This is a genomic window from Christiangramia echinicola DSM 19838 (genome assembly GCF_000423065.1).
In the GTDB taxonomy this organism is placed as follows: Bacteria; Bacteroidota; Bacteroidia; order Flavobacteriales; family Flavobacteriaceae; genus Christiangramia; species Christiangramia echinicola.
The window spans coordinates 194,772-216,563 of record NZ_AUHG01000011.1 but is presented as its reverse complement, the minus strand read 5'-3'; the positions used below and the strand labels follow the sequence as shown (position 1 = coordinate 216,563).

The following is a 21,792-nucleotide window of genomic DNA, read 5'->3' as shown; positions in this document are numbered from 1 at the left end:
ATGATGGCACAAGAAAATTCAAAATTTCTAAAAGCCTACGATATGGCGAGTTGCACCCAACAGCAATTTCCACCAGATGTGCTTTTACATTTTTACGCCCTTTATAAGCGAGCTACTGAAAGGAATGGATTCTACATACCTCCAACCAACCAGGGTGACCTTAGAAGTGCATTTAAGATCAATGCACTGGTGCAGGTTAAAGACCTGAGCAAGAAGGAAGCACAGGAACGCTATATAGAAATGGTAGAACAACACATTGGAGAAATACCGAAATAATTTTCTTTAAATTCAAAAACAAAAAAAAGAGGACTATTAGTCCTCTTTTTGTTTTCTATTATATGACTGGAAATTACCCCAGACTTTTAAGACTTGCTTTCAAGGCTTCAATTTTAGCCTCAGCATCAGCCTTTTTGGTTTTTTCAATTTCAACAACTTTATCTGGTGCGTTATTCACAAATCTTTCATTAGAAAGCTTTTTATCTACAGATTTCAAGAAACCTTCAGTATAGCTCAATTCTTCCTGGATCTTCTTCTTTTCTGCCTCAACATCTATAGCACCAACGATAGGTATAAAGTACTCGTTAGATCTAACCCTGAAAGAAAGTGCACCATCCACTGAACCATTTACGTATTCCAATTTACCAACATTCCCCATTTTAGAAATAACAGAGTCAAAGGTTTTAGAAGAGTCTTCATTATCAAGAACACTTAGATCTATTTCATTTTTAAAAGAAATATTCTTATCCTTTCTAATCTTTCTAACCCCTGCAATTACCTCTGCAGCATGAGAAAACTCTTTTATAATGGTTTCATCAAATGCAACTTCTTCTGGCCATGATGCAATAATTAAAGCTTCCTCTGGAGTCCGTTCTGTTATTTCCTGCCAGATCTCTTCAGTAACAAATGGCATAAAAGGATGTAACAATTTTAAATTATCCTCCAGTATAGCGATGATCTCTTTAAAGGTTTTCGCATCCATGGGAGCTCCATAAGCAGGTTTTACCATTTCCAGGAACCAGCTACAGTAATCATCCCAAACCAACTTATAAGTAGCCATCAATGCATCACTAATTCTATATTTAGAATAATGATCCTCGATCTCACGTAAGGTTTTTTGAAATTTGGAGGTATACCAATCAATAGCCATTCTTGCAGTTTCCGGCTGCTCAATTTCTTCTGAAATTTCCCATCCTTTCACTAACCGGAAAGCATTCCAGATCTTATTGGTAAAACCACTTCCCTGTTTGCACAAGTCCTCGTCAAACATAAGGTCATTACCAGCAGGTGAACTCAATAGCATTCCTACTCGTACACCATCTGCACCGTATTCCTCGATCAAACCTAGAGGGTCTGGAGAATTCCCAAGAGATTTAGACATTTTTCTTCTTTGCTTATCTCTTACAATTCCAGTAAGGTAAACATTCCTGAATGGCCTCTCTCCTCGATACTCATAACCTGCCATGATCATCCTGGCCACCCAGAAGAAAAGAATTTCAGGGGCAGTTACCAGGTCATTCGTAGGATAGTAATATTGAATTTCTTCATTTTCAGGCTCCAGAATACCATTAAAAACGCTCATTGGCCATAACCATGAAGAGAACCAGGTATCAAGCACATCTTTGTCCTGAGTAAGCTCTGATGCCTGCAAATCTGAATTTCCAGAAGCCAATCTTGCACTCTCCAGCGCCTCTTCTGCAGATTCAGCTACTACAAAATCATTTTTCCCTGAACCATAATAGTAAGCTGGGATCTGGTGTCCCCACCATAACTGACGTGAAATATTCCAGTCTCTCACATTTTCCATCCAGTGACGGTAGGTATTCATGAATTTTTCAGGAACCAGGTTAATATCATCGCCAACTACAGCTGCCAGGGCAGGCTCTGCCATTTCTTTCATTTTCAGGAACCATTGATCACTAAGTTTTGGTTCTATTACAGCTCCCGTACGTTCACTGGTACCAACTTTATTTACATGATCTTCTACTTTCTCCAGAAATCCAGAAAGCTCAAGTTCCTCAACGATTTCAGCACGAACCACAAAACGATCTTTTCCTTCATAATGTAATCCGTAGTGATTTAAAGTCGCATCATCATTAAAGATATCTACTACATCAAGATTATGTTTATCTCCTAAATTCTTATCGTTTTCATCATGTGCCGGAGTCACTTTTAGACAACCGGTACCAAATTCCATATCCACATACTCATCCTCGATGATAGGAATGGCTCTATTACAAATAGGCACAATAGCCTTTTTACCTTTTAAATGCTCAAACCTTTCGTCATTTGGATTAATACAGATCGCGGTATCCCCCAATATAGTTTCAGGTCTTGTAGTCGCAATCGTTAGCTCCTCATTAGTGCCATCAATTTTATACTTTAGATAGTATAGCTTACCATTTCTCTCTTCATAATGCACTTCCTCATCAGACAAGGTCGTTTTGGCCTGAGGATCCCAGTTAACCATTCTGTATCCACGATAAACCAATCCTTTTTTATAAAGATCTACAAAAACCTTGATCACAGAATCAGACATATCCTCATCCATGGTGAATTTCGTCCTGTCCCAATCACAGGAAGCTCCTAAATGTTTTAGTTGCTGTAAAATGATTCCGCCATGCTTATGAGTCCAATCCCAGGCATGTTGTAGAAATTCCTCCCGACTTAGATCATTCTTTTCAATCCCCTCAGATTTCAATTTGGCTACTACTTTAGCTTCTGTAGCAATAGATGCATGATCTGTTCCCGGTACCCAACAAGCATTATAACCTTTCAACCTGGCTCTTCTAACCAACACATCTTGAATAGTATTATTCAACATATGCCCCATATGAAGCACTCCTGTCACGTTGGGCGGCGGTATTACAATAGTATATGGCTCTCTCTCATCTACACTGGAATGAAAATAATTATTCTTCATCCAGTAGTCGTACCACTTATCCTCTACTTTTTTCGCATTGTATTGTGAAGCAATTGCCATTTCTTGGTCTGATTTTTGAAATAATGGCAAAAGTAATTATTAATGAAGGATTATGAAAGCTGCTGAATTGATATAAATTTTGAGAATTGAATTATTTCAGCTTATCTTTACTATTCCGCTAAATTTTAAAATTATGAAAAAACTAATTGCAATCGCCATATTCGTTTTCGCTGGAATGTCTGTAGCACAGGCTCAGAAAATAGCTAAAATGGAATTTAAGTCTGAAACTATAGACTATGGTGAAATAAAAAAAGGTAGTGACGGTGTTAGAGTATTTGAATTTACGAATACTGGTGACGCTCCTCTGGTTATTGAAGACGTAAAATCAAGTTGTGGTTGTACGGTTCCGAAGAAACCAGAAGAACCAATTCTACCAGGAAAAACCGGACAGATTGAGGTGAAATATGACACCAAAAGAGTTGGCCCTATTAGAAAAACAGTAACTGTATATTCTAATGCTGCAGAATCTGTGAAAGCCTTAAAAATTAAGGGTACTATTCTAGATGTTGAAAGTAGTGATGAAGACGAAAGCTAATATCTGAATATGATATATTTTATAAAGCCTTCCCACACCGGAAGGCTTTTTTTATAGGATTCTTTCTAGTCGGAATTCGATTTCGATAGGCCTTCCTTTTCGAACTACCTCGATCTTAATTCTCCTACCCTCTTTTGATGAAAGTATCTCGTTTATTTTTTTTAGGTTATAGCGATATACCGGCCTCCCGTTTATTTCAATAACTTCATCTCCAACCTGCAAACCGGAAATATCGGCAGGAGAATCTGGTCTCACTTCAGCTATTTCATAACTTGGTTCAAGAGAAAAAATTATATTCACCTTCTTACCTGAACTATAAGCTAGAACTCCATCCTTGTTCTCATTTTCTATATTAAACTGTGATTTCACGATAGCTTCATCTTTCACCATCCTGTAGCCGTTATGTCTAATTACAATACCACTCATATTATATTCAAATGGATCCCGAAAATTGCCGTTAGGTTTCAATCTTAATATTCGTCGTTGATAGTCAAAAACAGAATGAAATCGCTTTAAAACCTGAGCACCGATACTTCCGTCTCTTTCCTCAAATGAATTTACGGCCACCAGGGATAAACTATCTGGAAAACTAACCGTGATATCTTTAAAGGAATAATCTTTTAATGAAAGACCATCAATCCTGCTTCTATCTCCATATACACTTCCTGTTATACCAAATCCCAGGAAGTCTTTAAAAGACTTTTCCGGAACATATAATCCTTTACCTGGATCCTTAAATAACCAGAGTGCATCTCCAGAACCGCTATCAACCAAAAGGTCAACTATCTCAGATTCATTGTCATTAATAGAAACTTCAGCCTGTATATAAGGCTTTTGCTTATAGAATTGTAATGGCAATTCCACACATCTTCTGCATTTTTTGTATTTGAATTCATCTGGATGATAAACTTTCATCCATTCTGCCCTGTAATTGAACTCTACCACAAAATCTTTAAAAAAATCATAGCCTAATATTCCGTTTATAGGGATACCAAGACGGTTAGAAATACTAAAAACTCCGCCTTCTATCAGGTAGACATCCAGATCAAAACTTATGGCTTCTCCTACACGTAATTTATTCTTCTTAGATTTTAAAGCCCGTAGAGGTTTTCCAGAGCCAAGGCCTTTGATATAAATCACAGATGGATTATTCACCTCAATTGAATCTTCACTGGTAAAGCTGAAAAGAATAGTAGAATTCACACCAGTGTCTAGCAAAAATGACAATTTTCTCCCGTTTAATTCAACCGGCAATATCACAAGGTCATTTACAAGCTCAAATTTCTGTTTGAAATACCCTTTATCATTATCAATTTCAAAATCATTCTGAGAGAAAACATTTGTAAAAATTACAGAAACTAAAAAGACTATGACCCGAGCTGGTATTTTGCTATTTGAGATCATACCTTATTAAATTACAAAAAATACCGGATAATTACTATCTATTATTATTGATTCATCGTTTAATTTTGCAATTTTGCAATCCACAAATAAAAAGCTATGCCTAAAATTTCAAATAAAGGGCGGGAAATGCCTGAATCTCCTATAAGAAAGCTGGTTCCTTATGCTGAAGCAGCAACAAAAAAGGGTCGTAAAATATACCAGCTCAATATTGGACAGCCAGATATCAAGACTCCACAGGGAGCTTTAGATGCTGTAAAAAATCATAATATTGAAGTATTATCTTATAGTCATTCAGCAGGATTTGAAAGCTATAGAGAAAAACTAGCCGGGTATTACCAAAAAACTTCAATTCCAGTAGAGAAAGATGATATCATCATAACTACAGGTGGCTCTGAAGCGTTATTGTTCGCGATGGGTAGCATTACAGATCCAGGTGACGAAGTAATTATCCCTGAGCCGTTTTATGCCAATTATAATGGTTTTGCTACCGCTTCTGGAGTAAAAATAAGACCAATTCAGGCTAGTATCGATACTGGATTTGCACTACCTCCAATCTCAGAATTCGAAAAGCTTATTACTGAAAAAACCAAGGGGATCCTTCTATGCAATCCGGGAAATCCCACTGGTTACCTGTACACCAAAGAGGAAGTGAAACAATTAGCAGATCTTGCTTTAAAACATGATATTTTTATAGTTTCAGATGAAGTATACAGAGAGTTCGCTTATGAAGGTGCGGTTCACCATTCTATAATGAGCATCCCGGAACTTGCTGAAAATGCAATAATGGTAGACTCTGTATCCAAAAGATACAGCATGTGTGGAGCACGTATTGGGTGCCTTGTATCTAAAAACAAAGAAGTCATCGCTACTGCAATGAAATTTGCTCAGGCCAGGCTTAGCCCTCCTACATTCGCTCAAATTGCAAGTGAAGCTGCATTGGAAACTCCACAAGAATATTTTGATGACGTAATAGAGCAATATACTTATAGAAGAAATTTACTTGTAGAAGGTCTGGAAAAAATTGATGGAGTAAAAGTTGCCAAACCAAAGGGTGCTTTCTACTGTATTGCTGAATTACCGGTTGAAGATGCAGATGATTTTGCAAGATGGTTGTTAGAAGATTTTGAAGATGATAACGAAACCATCATGGTCGCTCCTGCTGCCGGATTCTACTCTACCCCTAACACTGGTAAGAACCAGGTTAGAATCGCCTATGTTCTTAAAAAGGAAAATCTGGAGAGAGCAATCGTTATTCTTGAAAAAGCGCTAAAGCAATATAACCAGCAAAATTAATGCGCGTACTGCGGAATTTTTCTCTTAAAGATTATAACAGCTTTGGCATTGAAGTTAAAGCCGATAAGTATATTTCTATCAAAGATCTTGAGGATCTAAGAACTATTCTGCGTAAGAGTTACGCCTCAGAGCTTTTTATACTTGGTGGGGGCAGTAATATGCTTTTAACCCGGGATATTCGCAAAACCGTATTGCACATTGCATTAAAAGGAAAGCGAATAATTTCTGAAACTGACAAGGAGGTCATTGTAGAAGCCGAGGCCGGAGAAAACTGGCATCAGTTTGTTCTATGGACGCTTTCCCAGGATTTTGGCGGACTGGAAAACCTATCCTTAATTCCCGGGAATGTAGGCACAGCGCCTATTCAGAATATTGGTGCGTACGGCGTAGAGTTGAAAGACAGCTTCGTTAGCTGTAAAGCCACCAACGTACAAACACTGGAAGAAAAAGTATTTGATCTTGAAGAATGTCATTTCGACTACAGGAATTCAATTTTTAAGAATAGGTTAAAGGGACAATATATTATAACTTCGGTTAGATTCAGGTTAACTAAAATTGATCATAATCTACAAACGAAATATGGTGCTATATCCGCTGAATTAGAAAAGGAAGGAGTGAAATCCCCCACAATTCAGGATATTTCTAATGCAGTTATAAGTATTAGAAACTCAAAGTTACCCAATCCCAAGGAAATTGGTAATAGCGGTAGTTTCTTTAAAAACCCTGTAATCACAAAAGCTCATTTTTCAATCCTAGAATCTAAGTTTCCAGAAATTCCTTCTTATACAATTTCTGAAGACGAGATCAAAGTACCTGCAGGATGGCTAATAGATAAAGCCGGCTTTAAAGGATATAGGAATGGAGATGCGGGAGTTCATAAAAATCAGGCGTTGGTCCTGGTAAATTACGGTGAGGCAAGTGGCGAAGAGATACTCTCTCTCTCAAAAAAGATCCAAGATGCCATAAAAGATCAATTTGACATAGATCTGGAAGCTGAAGTAAACATTATATAAAAAAAGGGAAATGCTTTCGCATTTCCCTTTTTAAATTTCCAAGGATTTTATCCTTATGCTTTCTTCATTACAACCGCATCAATGATATGTACAACGCCATTAGAAGCATCAACATCTGCCTGAACAACAGTCGCTTTATTTCCAGCTTCATCAGTAAGAATTACATTTTCACCTTCAATAGTCGCTTTTAATTCGCCACCACCTACAGTAGAAATTGCATATTCTCCATCATTGTCCTGAATCATTTTAACCAGTTGTTGAGAAGTTACTTCACCTTCAACAACGTGATACTTCAGGACTCCAGCCAGCTGATCCTGATTCTCTTCCTTCATTAAATTATCAAGAGCGGCTTTATCTACTTTGCCAAATGCTGCATTATTAGGTGCAAATACTGTAAATGGACCTTCCTCAGTCTTCAACATTTCAGCTAATTCTGCAGCCTGTAATGCACTTACTAAAGTACTAAGGGTATCTGTTGCCATTGCCTTTGCAGCAATACTGTTAGATTCCATTTCCATCTTCTCCTTTTCGGCTTTCATTTCAGCTTCTCTTTCAGCCTCCATTTGTTCCATACGTTCTTTTTCCTTTTCTTCCTGTTCTTTCTTACCATCATTACATGATGTGAACATAAGCGCAGAAAGTGCAAGAACGCTAAATAACATTTTAATTTTCATAATTGTAGTTTTTTTCGTGATTAACGGTGCAAGATATTGTGCAAAAGACAGTTATAACCTATGATTCGATTAAAGTTTAGTTAAATATTGTAAAGATTATATTAATGCGCATTCCTATTTTTAGTTGCTTCTTTTTATTGTTATTTTTGCATCACAATAATTAGACATGAAACTTTTTATCATAAGCATCGTATTATTAGGATTAGCTTTTGCCGGGATCGCTATAAAGATCTGGGGTAAAAAAGATGGTAAATTTGCCGGAACCTGCGCAAGCCAGAATCCTTATTTGAATAAATCTGGTGAAGCATGTAGCTTCTGTGGCAAACTACCAGATGAGATGGAAAACTGTTCTGAAACTCCAAAGACTACCTAGGCTGGATGGGAACATTATTACTGGGGATTTTCATAATTGTTAGCTTAGTAAATCTACTCTACTTCTTCTCATTCTTTTCTTTTGCGACAACAAATACTAAAAGCAAACTACATCCAGAAGTTGCTGTATCTGTTATTATATGCGCTAAGAATGAATCTGAAAATCTGAAAAATTTCCTACCAGCTATCCTAGAACAGGATTATCCAGATTTTGAAGTAATCGTTATCAATGATGCTTCTACAGATGATACCCTGGACGTAATTGAAGAATTTCAGAAAATAGATCCAAGAATTCAGGTGGTTGATGTACAGAACAATGAAGCATTCTGGGCTAATAAAAAATATGCCCTTACTCTTGGAATTAAAAAAGCCCGCAATAAACATCTCTTATTTACAGATGCAGATTGCGCACCACAATCTAAAAACTGGATAAGTGAAATGTCCAGAAACTTCCAGCCTGGAAATTCTATTGTTCTTGGTTATGGAGGCTACTTTCAGCATACTGGCTCAATATTAAATAAGCTTATACGTTTTGAAACCCTTCTAACTGCCATACAGTATTTTTCTTACGCAAAGCTTGGATCTCCATATATGGGCGTAGGAAGAAATCTTGCTTACACTTCTACTCAATTTTATGAAATGAAGGGATTTGCCAGTCACCTCCATTTAAGATCTGGTGATGATGATCTCTTTGTTAACGAAGCTTCTACAGCCGATAACACCTCAATATGCTTCCATCCAGATTCTATTACTCGCAGCGTACCTAAAAATAGTTTTTCAGACTGGTTTCATCAGAAAAGAAGGCATGTTTCTGTCGCTGGACATTATAAGACAAAGCACAAAGTGCTCCTAGGATCCTTTTATATTTTCAGAGTATTATTCTGGGTATTGTTTGCCTTACTTTTAATTTTTGAAATTCAACCGCAGATTGTTCTGGGTATTTTAGGATTGAAATTAGTCACAGAAGCTTTTGTATATATTAAGGCTGGGAGAAAACTGAAGGAAAATGATGTAGTTTGGCTATTCCCGTTTTTCGATCTATTTTTAATTTTCATGCAAATGGCTATCTTTATAGCTAACCTCATCTCAAAACCCAAGCATTGGAAATAAATCCAGACCATCTTCTTGAAAAAATCAGGGAGGCGAAAAAGGGAAGTCAATCGGCTTTCAATTATTTACTGGATAGATACTGGAATGACGTTTATGGTTTTCAGCTAAAAAAGACCAGAAATGAATACGAGTCGGAAGATATTACGATTCAAACTTTCTCCAAAGCATTCAACAAAATAGATACATTTGACGAAAATTATTCATTTTCTACGTGGCTAATAGCGATTTCCAAGAATATACATATAGACCAGGTACGTAAAAAGAATTCTTCTATACAATCTCGTACTTCGGTTCATGATGAAGAACGTGTTTATGAAATTGTAGATGAAACGCCCGGTATTGAAGACAAACTTATTAAGGAGCAAAATCTGGAGCAGCTACTTTCAGATATCAAACAATTGAAACCACACTACCAGGAAGTCATAAATCTTAGATTCTTTCAGGAAAAATCATATAAGGAAATTGCTAAATTTCTAGATGAACCAATGAATAATATCAAGGTGAAGTTACTGAGAGCCAAAAAGTTATTAGCAGAGATCATTGAAGCCCGAAATAGTTAAGTAAGGTTTTTGAGACTGTCGAGTCTAATTTATGCAGTTCACCATATTATTGTATCTTTGAACCTCAGATTTTTGCTATGAATACAGACGTTGCGCCCGTAAAATCCAAAACAGAAAGAAAGCCTAAACCAAAATGGCTTCGTGTCAAACTTCCTACCGGTAAAAAGTATACCGAATTAAGAAGTCTTGTAGACAAGTATGACCTTCATACTATTTGTACTTCTGGTAGCTGTCCTAATATGGGAGAATGCTGGAGTGAAGGTACTGCTACATTCATGATCTTAGGGAATGTTTGTACCAGATCCTGTGGTTTTTGTGGAGTTAAGACCGGAAGACCGGAAACTGTAGATTGGGACGAGCCTGAAAAAGTGGCCAGATCTATCAAGTTAATGCAGATCAAGCATGCCGTGGTCACTAGTGTAGACCGTGACGATCTTAAAGATATGGGTTCTATTATCTGGGCTGAAACAGTAAAAGCCATTCGAAGAATGAATCCTGAAACCACACTGGAAACACTGATTCCAGATTTTCAGGGTAATGAAAGAAACATAGACCGGATCATTGAAGTAATGCCCGAAGTTGTTTCTCATAATATGGAAACGGTAAAAAGACTTACCCGTGAGGTAAGAATACAGGCAAAATATGATCGAAGTCTTGCGGTGCTTAAATACCTTAAGGATAACGGCATAAAAACAACCAAATCCGGGATCATGCTTGGATTAGGAGAGCAGGAAGAGGAAGTTATTCAAACCCTTAAAGATCTTCGTGAAGCGGGAGTTGATGTTGTAACCATTGGCCAGTATTTACAACCTAGTAAAAAGCATTTACCTGTTAAACAATTCGTTACCCCAGACCAGTTCAAGAAATATGAGCAAATTGGTCTTGACCTTGGGTTTAGACACGTTGAAAGTAGCGCACTGGTAAGATCTTCATACAAAGCACAGAAACATATTAACTAGTCTCTAGATGGCTAAAACAATTAATATTGCCATTAATGGTTTTGGCAGAATAGGCAGGAATCTATTTAGAATTCTTCTGGATCATCCAGTGATTAATGTCGTTGCAATAAATGATATTCACGATGCTAACAGTCTCGCACATCTTTTAAAATACGATAGTATACATCGCACCTTAAAAGCTGATGTAGCTACAGAAGATTCCGGTATTAACGTAAATGGTAAATTTATTCCCTTACTTAATTTCAGTAATCCTGCAGATATTCCATGGAATGAACATCATGTTGACATTGTCGTAGAATCTTCAGGTCAGTTTAAAACGGAAGAGACTTTAAAAGGGCATCTTAAAGAAGGAGTAAAAAAGGTTATACTTTCAGTCCCCCCTCAGGATGACAATATAAAAATGGTGGTTCTTGGTGTTAATGAAGAAATTTTAGATGGTTCTGAGAGCATTATTTCTAATGCCTCCTGCACGACGAACAATGCTGCCCCAATGTTAAAGGTTATCCATGACCACCTGGAAGTTACTCAGGCTTACATTACTACCGTACACTCTTACACCTCAGACCAGAGTTTGCATGACAAACCGCATAAAGATCTTAGGAGAAGCAGAGCTGCAGCTCAATCTATTATCCCTACAACAACTGGTGCGGCTAAAGCTTTAACAAGTATTTTCCCAGATCTAAACGATGTTATTGGAGGATGCGGAATAAGAGTACCTGTACCAAATGGATCACTTACAGATATGACCCTGAATGTAAAAAAGGAAACAAACATTGAGGAGGTCAATTCTCTTTTTAAAGCTGCTTCTGAAGGCCAATTAAAAGGCATCATCCAATATACTGAAGATCCAATAGTGTCTGTAGATATTTTGGATAATGGACATAGCTGTGTTTTTGATGCCCAGATGACCTCAGTAATTGGCGGTAAATTGGTAAAATTAATCGGATGGTACGATAATGAAATTGGCTACTCAAATCGTCTTGTCGATTTAATTTCACTCATTAACGATAAATAGCTATATTTAACCACATTAACAGCTGCTAGCTATTTTTCCCTAATGAAGAACTTAAAGCTTATCTTAATATTATTGTGTTGTTTTGCACAATTTGGATTCCAGGATGCACCTATCAGCGAAACCGAACCCAAACCGGCGCAAATCAAACAGTTGCTTAACGATGCTGAAATGTCTATTGACATGATGCAATTTGACCAGGCACTTAATCAACTGCACAAATCCCTGGAGCTTTCAAAACGTATAAATCATAATAGATATATTGCTCTTAGTAGTAGTATTCTGGCTAGAATGTATGGAGTTCGTCATGAGTATGACAAGGGAATCACTCAACTTGAAAGAGCCATCTCCATACAGCGAGAGATAGACGATGAGTCCGGTCTACATTATTCATATATAATGTATGGAAAGCTATTAAATAACAAAGGTCAGAAAGAACGTGCTTTAAAATATCTTAATCTAGCCCATGATTATTATACAGAAACCGAAAATGATGAACAACTAGGTATAATTGCCTTAAACAAGGCTATAATCTTTATGCGTGAAGACAAAACCCGGGATAGGGCAATGTCTGAATTAAACAATGCAGGGATATACCTGGAAGAAAGCAACAATAAATATGAACTATCCAGACTTCATTATTACTTAGCTAGAGGTCATATATACCAGGGGGATTTTCAAAAGGCAGAAAAAGCTGCGTTAGGCTCTCTGGAAATTGCCAGTAGCGGGAATTTTACTGGAATGACGCTGTATACTTATGGAATTCTAAGTGAAATCGAGGAAAATCGAAATAATCCTAAGGAAGCCCTGGCTTATCTGAAAAAAAAGGAACAGGTTAGCGATGCTGTATTTAATGCGAATAAAGAAGCTCTGGCCTTTGAAGCCAGATCAAGATCTGGCCTCGATGCCTTAAAAAGTACTGTAGACGAACTTACACTACAAACAGCAGAGCAAGAAAGAACTTTAAAAGTAAACAAGCTCACTACGATCCTAAGTGTTGCTTTGATTACCATTTTATCTCTATTAACGCTTTCTCTATATAAAAACAACAACCTAAGAGCCAGAGCGAACGAATTACTCCAGAAGAAAAATTCAGAATTAGTACTGGCAAAAGAAAATGCTGAAAAGGCCTCCCTTGCAAAGGCACAATTTCTTACAACGATCACACACGAACTTAGAACCCCTTTATATGCTGTAACGGGACTAACTCACCTATTACTTGAAGAAAGCCCTACAGAAAGTCAGAAAGAGCATCTAAATTCACTTAAATTCTCTGGGGAATATCTACTCTCTCTAATAAACAACATTCTAGACCTCAACAAACTGGAGGCAAACAAGGTAGAAATTGTGAATTCAAATTTCGATCTTGAAAAACGAATGTCAGATGTGTTGATAGCCCTGAAGAATTCAGCAGACGAAAGAAATACAAAACTTCACTTTGATTTTGATAAATCTATACCTGAAAAATTAGGCGGTGATCCTCTTAAGATCTCACAGATATTAATAAATCTAATAGGTAACTCGATTAAATTTACCGAAGATGGAGATATCTGGATATCAGTTAAAAAGACGAAACAGGTAGATAAAAATGTTACCTTATTATTCGAAATAAGAGATAATGGTGAAGGTATAGGCAAAGAAAAACAGAAAGCAATCTTTGATAATTTCACTCAGGGATCTACTCAAATAAATAGAAAATTCGGAGGCACAGGCTTAGGACTATCTATCGTTAAAAACCTACTTAGTTTACTGGGTAGTGAGATCGACCTTGAAAGTGAATTAGGCGAGGGATCAAAATTCACTTTTGAACTGGATTTTGAAGCTCCGGAGGTTGAGCTTAAAAAAGCAATAGCTACAGCTAAAATTGATCAAGCCAAGATTACCAACGAGATCATGGAAGACAAACGTATCCTCGTTGTAGAGGATAACAAGATCAACCAGATGATCACACGTAAGATCCTTGAAAAGAACAAGGTAATTTGCGATGTAGCCGACAATGGAACTATAGCTATTGAAAAGGTTCAAAATAATAATTTTGACCTTATTTTAATGGATATACATATGCCGGGAATTAGTGGAATTGAAGCTACTATAGAGATCAGGAAATTTGATGAATTTATTCCTATCATCGCTCTTACTGCCGTTACTCTGGACGATAATCTTGATGAATTCTACCTAAATGGCTTTAATGATATTATCCCAAAGCCTTATAAAACCGAAGAATTTTTCCACAAGATAAATAAGTACCTGGCCGCTAGAGAAACCACAGTCTAAATTTCTGGCACAGGCTTTGTAAAAAGAAATGCTAATTAAATTATATAGAGAAGACTCATATAGTTTGAATTAGCCAAATATAAAAAGAGGTGTTTTTTACACCTCTTTTTCATTCACATATGACATGATTTTCTTATCAAAATTGGCCTTGCCGTGATCCAGAAATTCAACTTCTATAGGCAAATAATAAAGCTTTTCCAGCGGAAGTTTATCTTTAAGCCTCATATAATCCTTTTCCGTAGTAAGTATTTTAGAGGCTTCTTTAAGTTTACTAATCTCCTTTTCTGTGAAATTATGATGATCTGGAAACTTAAAATGCTCCAGCTCAATGTTTTTTGATCCCAGGAATTCAATTAGTGGCTTAGGCCTAGCTATGCCCGTAACCAGAACAAAATCTGATGCTTCAATATCATTTAATGCCAACTCCTCTTTTGTTGATATGATTTTGCCTGCATATTTAATTGAACTGAAAAATACGGACTGATCTAATGATGGCTTTAATTTCTTTCTAATCCTGCTCATTTCAGAGGAACTTAGATCATCAGGGCATTTGGTAACTATGATGATCTGCGCCCTTTCAGCTCCTTTAGAAGACTCCCTCAAATTTCCGACTGGCAAGACAAAATCATCTGTATACAGATCTCCAAAGGCGGTTAAAAGAATATACAAACCAGCCTGTACTTTTCTATGCTGAAAAGCGTCATCCAGAAGAATAAGATCTGGAGAATATTTCTTTAACTCTTCAATACCTTCCCTCCTATTAGCATCTACCGCAACGATGGTTTCCGGGAATTTAATTTTAAACTGCAAGGGTTCGTCACCAGATTTAGCAACAGAATCTGAAATCTCCACAAGTTGAAAACCTTCGCTTTCCCTTTTATATCCACGACTTAAACTTGCTACTACATGATCCTTTCCTAATATTTCAATTAAATATTCGATCATGGGCGATTTACCTGTCCCCCCCATGTTGAGATTCCCCACAGCTATAATTGGTATATCATATCTTGTAGAATTTAATATCCCTGCATCATAAAGCTTATTCCGAACCTCTGTTACTCCATGGTATATTAATGAAAATGGAAAAAGTAATTTTCTTAGATTCGGCATGAAAGGCTTTGTATAATATTTATATTTGAACAGTTACCAAACAAATTTGAGAAATTGCAGCTTATTTCTACAATTTCAACCAGTTGTTCATTTCAAACTGAAGGCTAAAATATTAAATTATGATCATAAAGGAAGTAATTGACCTGATAGAAGATTTTGCTCCCACTAAGTATGCTGAAGACTTTGACAATATAGGACTTTTGGTAGGAGATTCGTCTACAGAAGTTAGCGGTGCCCTTATCACCCTGGATACTCTTGAAGCCACTGTAGATGAAGCAATAGCTAAAAATTGTAATCTTGTTATTAGTTTTCATCCAATTATCTTCTCTGGTCTTAAGAAGCTTACAGGCAAAGATTATGTTCAAAGAACAATTCTAAAGGCAATTAAAAATAACATTGCAATTTATGCGATCCATACCGCTCTGGACAATCAGTATAAAGGAGTGAATGATATGATCTGTGAAAAGATCGGCCTTAAAAACAGGCAAATTCTAATCCCCAGAAAAAATTCAATTAAAAAACTGACGACATTTGTTCCCTGTCAGGATTCAGAGACAGTTAGAGATGCTTTATTTGCTGCAGGAGCGGGAAGCATAGGAAATTATGACAACTGCAGCTTTAATGTTATTGGTAAAGGAAGCTTTAAGGGTAATGAAGACTCTAATCCCGTTATTGGCAAAAAAGGAGAAGTTCATTATGAGGAAGAATCTCAGATAGGTATTACCTACTCTGCACATTTAGAATCCAAAATTCTTAAAAATCTTTTTAAGGCTCATCCTTATGAAGAAGTGGCTTATGAAATTCATAGCCTGGAAAACAACAATCAACATCTGGGAATGGGAATGATCGGAGAGCTTGAAACAGAAACAGATGAAAAAACTTTTTTAAACCAGTTAAAAGAAACTTTTAAGACTGGCTGTGTAAGACACTCCAAACTCCTGAATAAACCCATAAAAAAAGTGGCTGTTCTGGGAGGAAGCGGCGCTTTTGCGATCAATAATGCCAAAGCTGCCGGAGCAGATATTTATATAACTGCAGATCTAAAATATCACGATTTCTATAAAGCCGAGGAAAAGCTGGTGCTGGCAGATATTGGACACTATGAAAGTGAACAGTTTACAAAAAATTTACTATATTCTTTTCTTAGCAAAAAAATTAGTAGTTTTGCACTTATTTTAGCAGATACAAATACCAATCCAATACATTATTTATAATATGGCGAAAAAAAACGATGTTACTGTAGAAGAGAAGTTAAGATCACTGTACGATCTTCAGTTGGTGGATTCGCGAATTGATGAAATTAGGAACGTACGTGGTGAACTTCCTCTTGAAGTTGAAGATCTAGAAGATGAAGTAGCAGGTTTAAACAGACGCCTGGAGAAACTGGATGCAGACATAGAGGTCATTGAAAATGACATCAAGAACAAGAAGAACCAGGTTGAAGAATCTAAGACTGCAATCAAAAAGTACTCTGACCAACAGAAAAATGTTCGTAACAACAGAGAATTCAACGCTTTAAGTAAAGAAGTTGAATTCCAGGAATTAGAGATCGAACTTTCTGAGAAACACATCAAAGAATACAAAGCGAAGATCGAGCAGAAGAAAGAAGTGATTACTCAAACTAAAGAGAAACTTTCTGAGCGTCAGGCGCACCTTAAGCATAAGAAAAGTGAACTTGATGAGATCCTGAAGGAGACAGAAAAAGAAGAGCAGGCTCTTATCTCGAAGTCTGAGGAATACGAAAAGAATATCGAAGACAGATTAGTTTCAGCATACAAAAGAATAAGAAGCAACGTTAAGAATGGTCTTGCAGTTGTACCTGTAGAGCGTGGAGCTTCTGGCGGTTCTTTCTTCACTATTCCACCTCAGGTGATCATGGAGATCGCTGGTCGCAAAAAGATCATTACAGACGAGCACAGTGGAAGAATCTTAGTAGACGAAGAACTGGCAAAAGAAGAGCAAGAGAAAATGGAAGGTATGTTCAAAAAGTTCTAAACTTTTTTACTCTCTATATATAATAAACTGCCTGAAGAATAACAGTAAGATCTAGGATCTGAAGCAAAAGTTCTTTAGGCAGTTTTTTTATACTACAAATTCAAAATCCCTCTCTGCTACCGGATTAACAAGTCTTTCACAATAAACGACCATTAATAGATTACCTTTAGCTAACCCAATTTCGTTTATTATGAGAGCTACAATTATCTTATTATGCTTATTTCTAAGCATCACATCATGTAATGATTCAAAAAAGGAAAATGATGCAGATGCCGATCCTAATCAAAATGCATATCAGAATACAGACCAAAATTCAGATCAGAACCTAAACACAAAGTCAAAGGAAAATGCATCGCAATCCAATGAAGATTCCCAATTGAATGGTTCAGATCCTGAAAAGGAAGATGAAACTAAAAAAAACTATAGCAATGGTGATTTTGCCGGCACGTATATAAATACAGATCATCTGGAAGATAATAGCTGTCAGTGCTTCTGCTTAGAAGTTACCAGCAGTACTTCAGAATTATGCCTAAAAGAAGATGACCTGTTTATCAATGCTAGTTTTCAGAAAAATGGAGAGAATATAGAAATTTATTATAGCGGAAAGTCTTCACGTACCTCAAATGAGGATATACCCTGGGATAAATTTGAAACTGGTACGCCAATTGCAGTTTTAAGTCCTGAACCTAATGGAACTATGAAACTGGACTGGAAAGGTTTTTCCATCGACGGAAAAATAGCCGTTGATTATGCTTTATATGGCAAAAAAACCCTTGAAGGAACTTATAAAAAGAAATAACTATGAAATTCTTATTACTAAATTTTATCAGCCTCGTCTTTCTGGCCTGCGGAAATCAAACCGGTGATTCTAATGCTACAAAACCGGAAATTGCTAATGCAGAACCTGTAGAAGTTAAGGCACAGAATGGGATGAAAAAGGCATATTTTGCCAGTGGATGTTTCTGGTGTGTTGAAGCTATTTATGAAAGTATCGAAGGTGTTGATGAATCGATCTCCGGTTATGCTGGCGGCCATACCAAAAATCCAACCTATGAATCCAGCAACACAGGTAAAACAGGACATGCAGAGGCAGTAGAAGTTATTTACGATCCTGAAGTTGTAAGCTTTAAAACGCTGGTAGAAGTATATTTTGGCTCACAGGATCCTACGCAAGTGAATGGACAGGGACCAGATAGGGGTTCGCAATATAGATCAATTATATTTTTTCAAAATGCGGAACAAAAGAAGATGATTGAAGAAGTAAAGGCTGAAGTAGCTAAGAATTATGACAAGCCTATTGCTGCCGAGATCCTCCCATTTCAGAAATTCTGGGAAGCAGAAGATTACCATCAAGATTATGAAAGAAACAATCCTTCCAATCCTTATATACAGAATGTTTCGATTCCAAGACTAAATAGGTTCAAAGCGAAATTCCCGGATATACTCAAGGAGGACGCTCATTAATTAAAAAAGGCTGCCAATTGGCAGCTTTTTTAATTATTTATAAGATCTATAATTTTTTGCTCTACTTCCTTACTTTCCCAGGTCTCTTCTATGTGAGGGATCTTCATCACCTCATCCATAATTTCTCTCTGGTAATCGCCAATTTTCAAAGCTTCAGAATAGGCCTTATCTGAGAATGTAACTCTGGAGTATAAAGGAATCCAGAGATCAGGGTGATTCTGGGCAAATTTCTTTTCGATCTTTTTTCTAAGTAAAAACAATGGATTTGCAGTTTTACTGCTCATTTCAATGAAATTGCGGTAACTTAATTCCGCAATAGCGTCTGCATTTGGCTTCCTTTCGGTTTGATATTCCTCAAATATTTGCTCCCAGTCATCCCCATATTTGTCTATTTTCTCATTAAGAACTGAGATATCCTCGAAACCTGCATTCATACCCTGGCCATAAAAAGGAACAATCGCATGAGCAGAATCTCCAACAAGGGTGATCTTATCGAAATAAGACCATGGGAAACATTTAATAGTCACCATGGCACTGGTTGGATTTTTAAAGAAGTCTTTCTTTAAATTCGAAATTTCATCTTTAATATCCGGGAAATAAGTTTCAAAAAAAGCGTCTGCCTGCTGCTCGGTCTTTAAACTTTCAAATGAGATATCTCCTTCAAAAGGCATAAATAAAGTACAGGTAAATGTCCCATCGAGGTTAGGCATTGCTATTAGCATAAAATTACCACGTGGCCAAATATGAAACGAAGAATTATCCAGCTTGTGTGAGCCATCTTCATTAGCCAGAATAGTAAGCTCCTTATAACCAACATCTATAAAGTGCTGAGAATAATTAAAGCGACTTTGTCGCTGCATTTTATGGCGAACCCTGGAGAAAGCGCCATCTGCGCCAAATATCAGATCAAATTTGTATTCTTTCCAAACGCTTTTTTCAGACTCCCCCGTATAGAGCCTGGCCTCTTTCATATCTACATCCCAGATCTTTTCTTCAAACCGGAATTCAGCCCCGGCAGCTTCGGCAAGATCTATCATCTTCCTGTTTAGAACACCACGGGAAATAGAATAAATTGCTTCTCCTTCTTCACCGTATTTCTGAAAGTATACCGGTTGCCCCTCTACATGCATAGCTCTTTTATCTAAAGGAAGGGCTAGATCCCTAATTTCATCTTCTACTCCAGCTTCTCGCAATGCTTTCCACCCCCTATTAGACATGGCCAGATTTATAGATCGGCCGGAAAACTGAACTTTACGAACATCTGGTCGCCGGTCGAAAACAGTAACTTTATGCCCTTGATTCCTTAGGAAAATAGCAAGCAATGATCCTACAAGTCCTGATCCTACTATGGCTACATCTTTTTCTTTGTGCATGTATAGTTTTGAAAAGTAAATCCCGGCAGAGGTTTAAAAATTGCCTAAAGATTGCATTATTTCTATTTGCGAAATTACTTAATTATTCTGAAACAGTCTTTATTATCGAGGGATTAGGTGTCACTCCCCTAAATGGGATCATTTATAATTTAATTAACAGCAAGGACAAATCTTAACCGGTAATTTTAAGAAAAAAAACAATGAATACAGAAAAACAACCTTTATTACAGCCCTTTAAGATGGGAAATATGACATTGAAAAACCGGGTGATCATGGCTCCTATGACCAGAAGCCGTGCCGACAATAAAGATAAAGTTCCTACTAATATGCATGTAGAATATTACTCTCAACGTGCTGGAGCAGGATTGATAATATCTGAAGGCTCACAGGTTTCTAAAAGAGCGGTAGGTTATGTAAACACACCGGGAATGCACACTGCAGAGCAGGTTGATGGATGGAAAAAAGTGACCGAAGCGGTACATGAAAATGACGGTAAAATATTTATGCAACTATGGCACGTAGGCCGTATTTCTCATCCAAAATTTCATGATGGGGAAAAACCTTTGGCGCCAAGCGCGGTAAACCCTGATGAAAAGGTTTACACTCCTGAAGGATTTGAAAAAACTACAGAGCCTAAAGAAATGAGTATTCAGGAAATCCAGGAGACAATCCAGGAATTTAAGAATGCGGCTCAAATGGCTAAAGAAGCAGGTTTTGACGGTGTAGAAATACATTCCTCTAACGGATATTTGTTTCACCAGTTCTTTAATGCAAATGCAAATCAGCGAACAGATGATTACGGAGGTAGCATCCCAAACAGAGCACGGTTTTTCTTTGATGTTCTGGAAGCCATCGTTGAAGTTTGGCCTGAGAATCAAATAGGATGCAGATTCAATCCATCGTTGCACAAATCCTTCGGAATTGTGGCTACAGAAGAAAGCATAGCCACTTTCGACTATATCATTGAAAAATTAAATGCTTATGATCTGGCCTACGTTCATCTATCTGAACCATTTACTGATGTAAGCGATGTACCATTTTTAAAAACAGAGATCGCCAAGCATTACCGTAAGATCTATAACGGTACGCTAATGATCAATAATGGTTTTGATCGTGAATCTGGGAACAAAGTAATTGAAGACGGTGATGCAGACCTGGTATCTTATGCAAAACTGTTCATTTCTAACCCAGATCTGGCAAAGCGTTTTGAAAATAAATGGCCACTGGCAGAATATGATCAGGATACTTTTTACACTCCAGGCAAGGAAGGTTACACAGATTACCCTGCTTACGATGAAGAACAAGTTTCATAATATTATAATAAACCTGTTCTAAAAGCTGTTAAGAGTCTTTGGACCATCTAAATGTTAAAGTAAATTAGATTAACTAAAAACATATAAATTATGGATCAGGAGAAACTTGACCACATGAGGTCTACGTTAAATAAGCTGGAAGATATTAAGAATACTCAAAGTAGTATTATTGACAAAATCAATCATGTGATCACAGACTTATTTCAACATCCAGATAAGAATTTGGAAAAAGTGATGGAAGATGCACACCAGAAAGCTTCAGACAATATCGATGCTGTTCGAGAAGCGATGGAAGAATACGAAATGGCCATTAATAAAATGGAAAATGAATGATAATTTAAAAATACATTA

General features: G+C 36.9%; 21 protein-coding genes. 16 read left to right on the top strand and 5 right to left on the bottom strand.

The window, feature by feature from the left end; all coding sequences use genetic code 11:
• Nucleotides 1–276, top strand: a complete 276-nt coding sequence (locus G530_RS0106020) for an acyl-CoA-binding protein (RefSeq protein ID WP_026933673.1) — start codon at nucleotides 1–3, stop codon at nucleotides 274–276.
• 73 nt (nucleotides 277–349) lie between these two features.
• On the opposite strand, the gene G530_RS0106015 is transcribed toward G530_RS0106020, so the two are convergent.
• Nucleotides 350–2,980, bottom strand: coding sequence for a valine--tRNA ligase (locus G530_RS0106015; RefSeq protein ID WP_026933672.1), 2,631 nt, complete (start codon nucleotides 2,978–2,980; stop codon nucleotides 350–352).
• 133 nt (nucleotides 2,981–3,113) lie between these two features.
• Here G530_RS0106015 and G530_RS0106010 point away from each other — a divergent pair, with 133 nt between their 5' ends.
• Nucleotides 3,114–3,515, top strand: a complete 402-nt coding sequence (locus G530_RS0106010) for a DUF1573 domain-containing protein (RefSeq protein WP_026933671.1) — start codon at nucleotides 3,114–3,116, stop codon at nucleotides 3,513–3,515.
• A gap of 51 nt (nucleotides 3,516–3,566) precedes the next feature.
• Here G530_RS0106010 and G530_RS0106005 read toward each other — a convergent pair whose 3' ends face one another.
• Nucleotides 3,567–4,919 carry an aspartyl protease family protein gene (locus tag G530_RS0106005; protein WP_026933670.1) on the bottom strand — a complete coding sequence of 451 codons (1,353 nt, stop codon included), beginning with the start codon at nucleotides 4,917–4,919 and terminating at the stop codon, nucleotides 3,567–3,569.
• A 96-nt stretch (nucleotides 4,920–5,015) separates the two neighbouring features.
• On the opposite strand from G530_RS0106005, the gene G530_RS0106000 reads away from it, so the two are divergent.
• Both G530_RS0106000 and murB read left to right on the top strand, forming a co-directional pair.
• A complete protein-coding gene (locus tag G530_RS0106000) occupies nucleotides 5,016–6,212 on the top strand; it encodes a pyridoxal phosphate-dependent aminotransferase (protein WP_026933669.1) in 1,197 nt (398 codons plus the stop codon).
• Nucleotides 6,212–7,225, top strand: coding sequence for a UDP-N-acetylmuramate dehydrogenase (gene murB, locus G530_RS0105995; protein ID WP_026933668.1), 1,014 nt, complete (start codon nucleotides 6,212–6,214; stop codon nucleotides 7,223–7,225). The genes G530_RS0106000 and murB overlap by 1 nt, the downstream gene beginning before the upstream one ends.
• 53 nt (nucleotides 7,226–7,278) lie before the next feature.
• Here the strand turns inward: murB and G530_RS0105990 are convergent, their stop codons facing one another.
• Entirely contained in the window at nucleotides 7,279–7,899 is a 621-nt protein-coding gene (locus G530_RS0105990) for a fasciclin domain-containing protein (RefSeq protein ID WP_026933667.1), read from the bottom strand.
• A gap of 166 nt (nucleotides 7,900–8,065) precedes the next feature.
• On the opposite strand from G530_RS0105990, the gene G530_RS0105985 reads away from it, so the two are divergent.
• The 6 genes from G530_RS0105985 to G530_RS0105960 all read left to right on the top strand — a co-directional run bounded on the left by G530_RS0105985 (nucleotide 8,066) and on the right by G530_RS0105960 (nucleotide 14,186).
• The gene (locus tag G530_RS0105985; protein WP_026933666.1) at nucleotides 8,066–8,272 is read left to right on the top strand and encodes a hypothetical protein; all 207 of its coding nucleotides are present in this window, start codon (nucleotides 8,066–8,068) and stop codon (nucleotides 8,270–8,272) included.
• Between the two features lie 5 nt (nucleotides 8,273–8,277).
• Nucleotides 8,278–9,381 (top strand): glycosyltransferase, encoded by a 1,104-nt coding sequence (locus G530_RS0105980; RefSeq protein ID WP_026933665.1) that lies wholly within the window; start codon nucleotides 8,278–8,280, stop codon nucleotides 9,379–9,381.
• Nucleotides 9,372–9,941, top strand: coding sequence for an RNA polymerase sigma factor (locus tag G530_RS0105975; RefSeq protein WP_026933664.1), 570 nt, complete (start codon nucleotides 9,372–9,374; stop codon nucleotides 9,939–9,941). The genes G530_RS0105980 and G530_RS0105975 overlap by 10 nt, the downstream gene beginning before the upstream one ends.
• Nucleotides 9,942–10,018: 77 nt before the next feature.
• Entirely contained in the window at nucleotides 10,019–10,900 is an 882-nt protein-coding gene (gene lipA, locus G530_RS0105970; RefSeq protein ID WP_026933663.1) for a lipoyl synthase, read from the top strand.
• Nucleotides 10,901–10,907: 7 nt separating this feature from the next.
• A complete protein-coding gene (gap, locus tag G530_RS0105965; protein ID WP_026933662.1) occupies nucleotides 10,908–11,915 on the top strand; it encodes a type I glyceraldehyde-3-phosphate dehydrogenase in 1,008 nt (335 codons plus the stop codon).
• Nucleotides 11,916–11,957: 42 nt separating this feature from the next.
• The gene (locus G530_RS0105960; RefSeq protein ID WP_026933661.1) at nucleotides 11,958–14,186 is read left to right on the top strand and encodes an ATP-binding protein; all 2,229 of its coding nucleotides are present in this window, start codon (nucleotides 11,958–11,960) and stop codon (nucleotides 14,184–14,186) included.
• Between the two features lie 96 nt (nucleotides 14,187–14,282).
• Here G530_RS0105960 and lpxK read toward each other — a convergent pair whose 3' ends face one another.
• A complete protein-coding gene (gene lpxK, locus G530_RS0105955; RefSeq protein WP_026933660.1) occupies nucleotides 14,283–15,296 on the bottom strand; it encodes a tetraacyldisaccharide 4'-kinase in 1,014 nt (337 codons plus the stop codon).
• 119 nt (nucleotides 15,297–15,415) lie between these two features.
• Here lpxK and G530_RS0105950 point away from each other — a divergent pair, with 119 nt between their 5' ends.
• The 4 genes from G530_RS0105950 to msrA all read left to right on the top strand — a co-directional run bounded on the left by G530_RS0105950 (nucleotide 15,416) and on the right by msrA (nucleotide 18,755).
• Complete coding sequence (locus G530_RS0105950; RefSeq protein ID WP_026933659.1) at nucleotides 15,416–16,510, top strand: Nif3-like dinuclear metal center hexameric protein; 1,095 nt, start codon at nucleotides 15,416–15,418, stop codon at nucleotides 16,508–16,510.
• 1 nt (nucleotide 16,511) lies between these two features.
• Nucleotides 16,512–17,291: a zinc ribbon domain-containing protein gene (locus tag G530_RS0105945; RefSeq protein WP_026933658.1), complete on the top strand. Its 780-nt coding sequence runs from the start codon at nucleotides 16,512–16,514 to the stop codon at nucleotides 17,289–17,291.
• Between the two features lie 190 nt (nucleotides 17,292–17,481).
• Entirely contained in the window at nucleotides 17,482–18,090 is a 609-nt protein-coding gene (locus G530_RS0105940; protein WP_026933657.1) for a hypothetical protein, read from the top strand.
• Between the two features lie 2 nt (nucleotides 18,091–18,092).
• On the top strand, nucleotides 18,093–18,755 hold the full coding sequence (gene msrA, locus G530_RS0105935) for a peptide-methionine (S)-S-oxide reductase MsrA (protein ID WP_026933656.1): 663 nt from the start codon (nucleotides 18,093–18,095) through the stop codon (nucleotides 18,753–18,755).
• A 29-nt stretch (nucleotides 18,756–18,784) separates the two neighbouring features.
• Here msrA and G530_RS0105930 read toward each other — a convergent pair whose 3' ends face one another.
• A complete protein-coding gene (locus G530_RS0105930; RefSeq protein ID WP_026933655.1) occupies nucleotides 18,785–20,128 on the bottom strand; it encodes an FAD-dependent oxidoreductase in 1,344 nt (447 codons plus the stop codon).
• A 200-nt stretch (nucleotides 20,129–20,328) separates the two neighbouring features.
• Here G530_RS0105930 and G530_RS0105925 point away from each other — a divergent pair, with 200 nt between their 5' ends.
• Nucleotides 20,329–21,441 carry an alkene reductase gene (locus G530_RS0105925; RefSeq protein ID WP_026933654.1) on the top strand — a complete coding sequence of 371 codons (1,113 nt, stop codon included), beginning with the start codon at nucleotides 20,329–20,331 and terminating at the stop codon, nucleotides 21,439–21,441.
• A 90-nt stretch (nucleotides 21,442–21,531) separates the two neighbouring features.
• Nucleotides 21,532–21,774 carry a hypothetical protein gene (locus G530_RS0105920; protein ID WP_026933653.1) on the top strand — a complete coding sequence of 81 codons (243 nt, stop codon included), beginning with the start codon at nucleotides 21,532–21,534 and terminating at the stop codon, nucleotides 21,772–21,774.
• Nucleotides 21,775–21,792 lie beyond the last annotated feature (18 nt).

Bases quoted from the DNA above. Each gene is read 5' to 3' on its own strand.
- G530_RS0106020 (WP_026933673.1), top strand. From the start codon at position 1: ATGATGGCACAAGAAAATTCAAAATTTCTAAAAGCCTACGATATGGCG.
- G530_RS0106015 (WP_026933672.1), bottom strand. From the start codon at position 2,980: ATGGCAATTGCTTCACAATACAATGCGAAAAAAGTAGAGGATAAGTGG.
- G530_RS0106010 (WP_026933671.1), top strand. From the start codon at position 3,114: ATGAAAAAACTAATTGCAATCGCCATATTCGTTTTCGCTGGAATGTCT.
- G530_RS0106005 (WP_026933670.1), bottom strand. From the start codon at position 4,919: ATGATCTCAAATAGCAAAATACCAGCTCGGGTCATAGTCTTTTTAGTT.
- G530_RS0106000 (WP_026933669.1), top strand. From the start codon at position 5,016: ATGCCTAAAATTTCAAATAAAGGGCGGGAAATGCCTGAATCTCCTATA.
- murB (WP_026933668.1), top strand. From the start codon at position 6,212: ATGCGCGTACTGCGGAATTTTTCTCTTAAAGATTATAACAGCTTTGGC.
- G530_RS0105990 (WP_026933667.1), bottom strand. From the start codon at position 7,899: ATGAAAATTAAAATGTTATTTAGCGTTCTTGCACTTTCTGCGCTTATG.
- G530_RS0105985 (WP_026933666.1), top strand. From the start codon at position 8,066: ATGAAACTTTTTATCATAAGCATCGTATTATTAGGATTAGCTTTTGCC.
- G530_RS0105980 (WP_026933665.1), top strand. From the start codon at position 8,278: ATGGGAACATTATTACTGGGGATTTTCATAATTGTTAGCTTAGTAAAT.
- lipA (WP_026933663.1), top strand. From the start codon at position 10,019: ATGAATACAGACGTTGCGCCCGTAAAATCCAAAACAGAAAGAAAGCCT.
- gap (WP_026933662.1), top strand. From the start codon at position 10,908: ATGGCTAAAACAATTAATATTGCCATTAATGGTTTTGGCAGAATAGGC.
- G530_RS0105960 (WP_026933661.1), top strand. From the start codon at position 11,958: ATGAAGAACTTAAAGCTTATCTTAATATTATTGTGTTGTTTTGCACAA.
- lpxK (WP_026933660.1), bottom strand. From the start codon at position 15,296: ATGCCGAATCTAAGAAAATTACTTTTTCCATTTTCATTAATATACCAT.
- G530_RS0105950 (WP_026933659.1), top strand. From the start codon at position 15,416: ATGATCATAAAGGAAGTAATTGACCTGATAGAAGATTTTGCTCCCACT.
- G530_RS0105945 (WP_026933658.1), top strand. From the start codon at position 16,512: ATGGCGAAAAAAAACGATGTTACTGTAGAAGAGAAGTTAAGATCACTG.
- G530_RS0105940 (WP_026933657.1), top strand. From the start codon at position 17,482: ATGAGAGCTACAATTATCTTATTATGCTTATTTCTAAGCATCACATCA.
- msrA (WP_026933656.1), top strand. From the start codon at position 18,093: ATGAAATTCTTATTACTAAATTTTATCAGCCTCGTCTTTCTGGCCTGC.
- G530_RS0105930 (WP_026933655.1), bottom strand. From the start codon at position 20,128: ATGCACAAAGAAAAAGATGTAGCCATAGTAGGATCAGGACTTGTAGGA.
- G530_RS0105925 (WP_026933654.1), top strand. From the start codon at position 20,329: ATGAATACAGAAAAACAACCTTTATTACAGCCCTTTAAGATGGGAAAT.
- G530_RS0105920 (WP_026933653.1), top strand. From the start codon at position 21,532: ATGGATCAGGAGAAACTTGACCACATGAGGTCTACGTTAAATAAGCTG.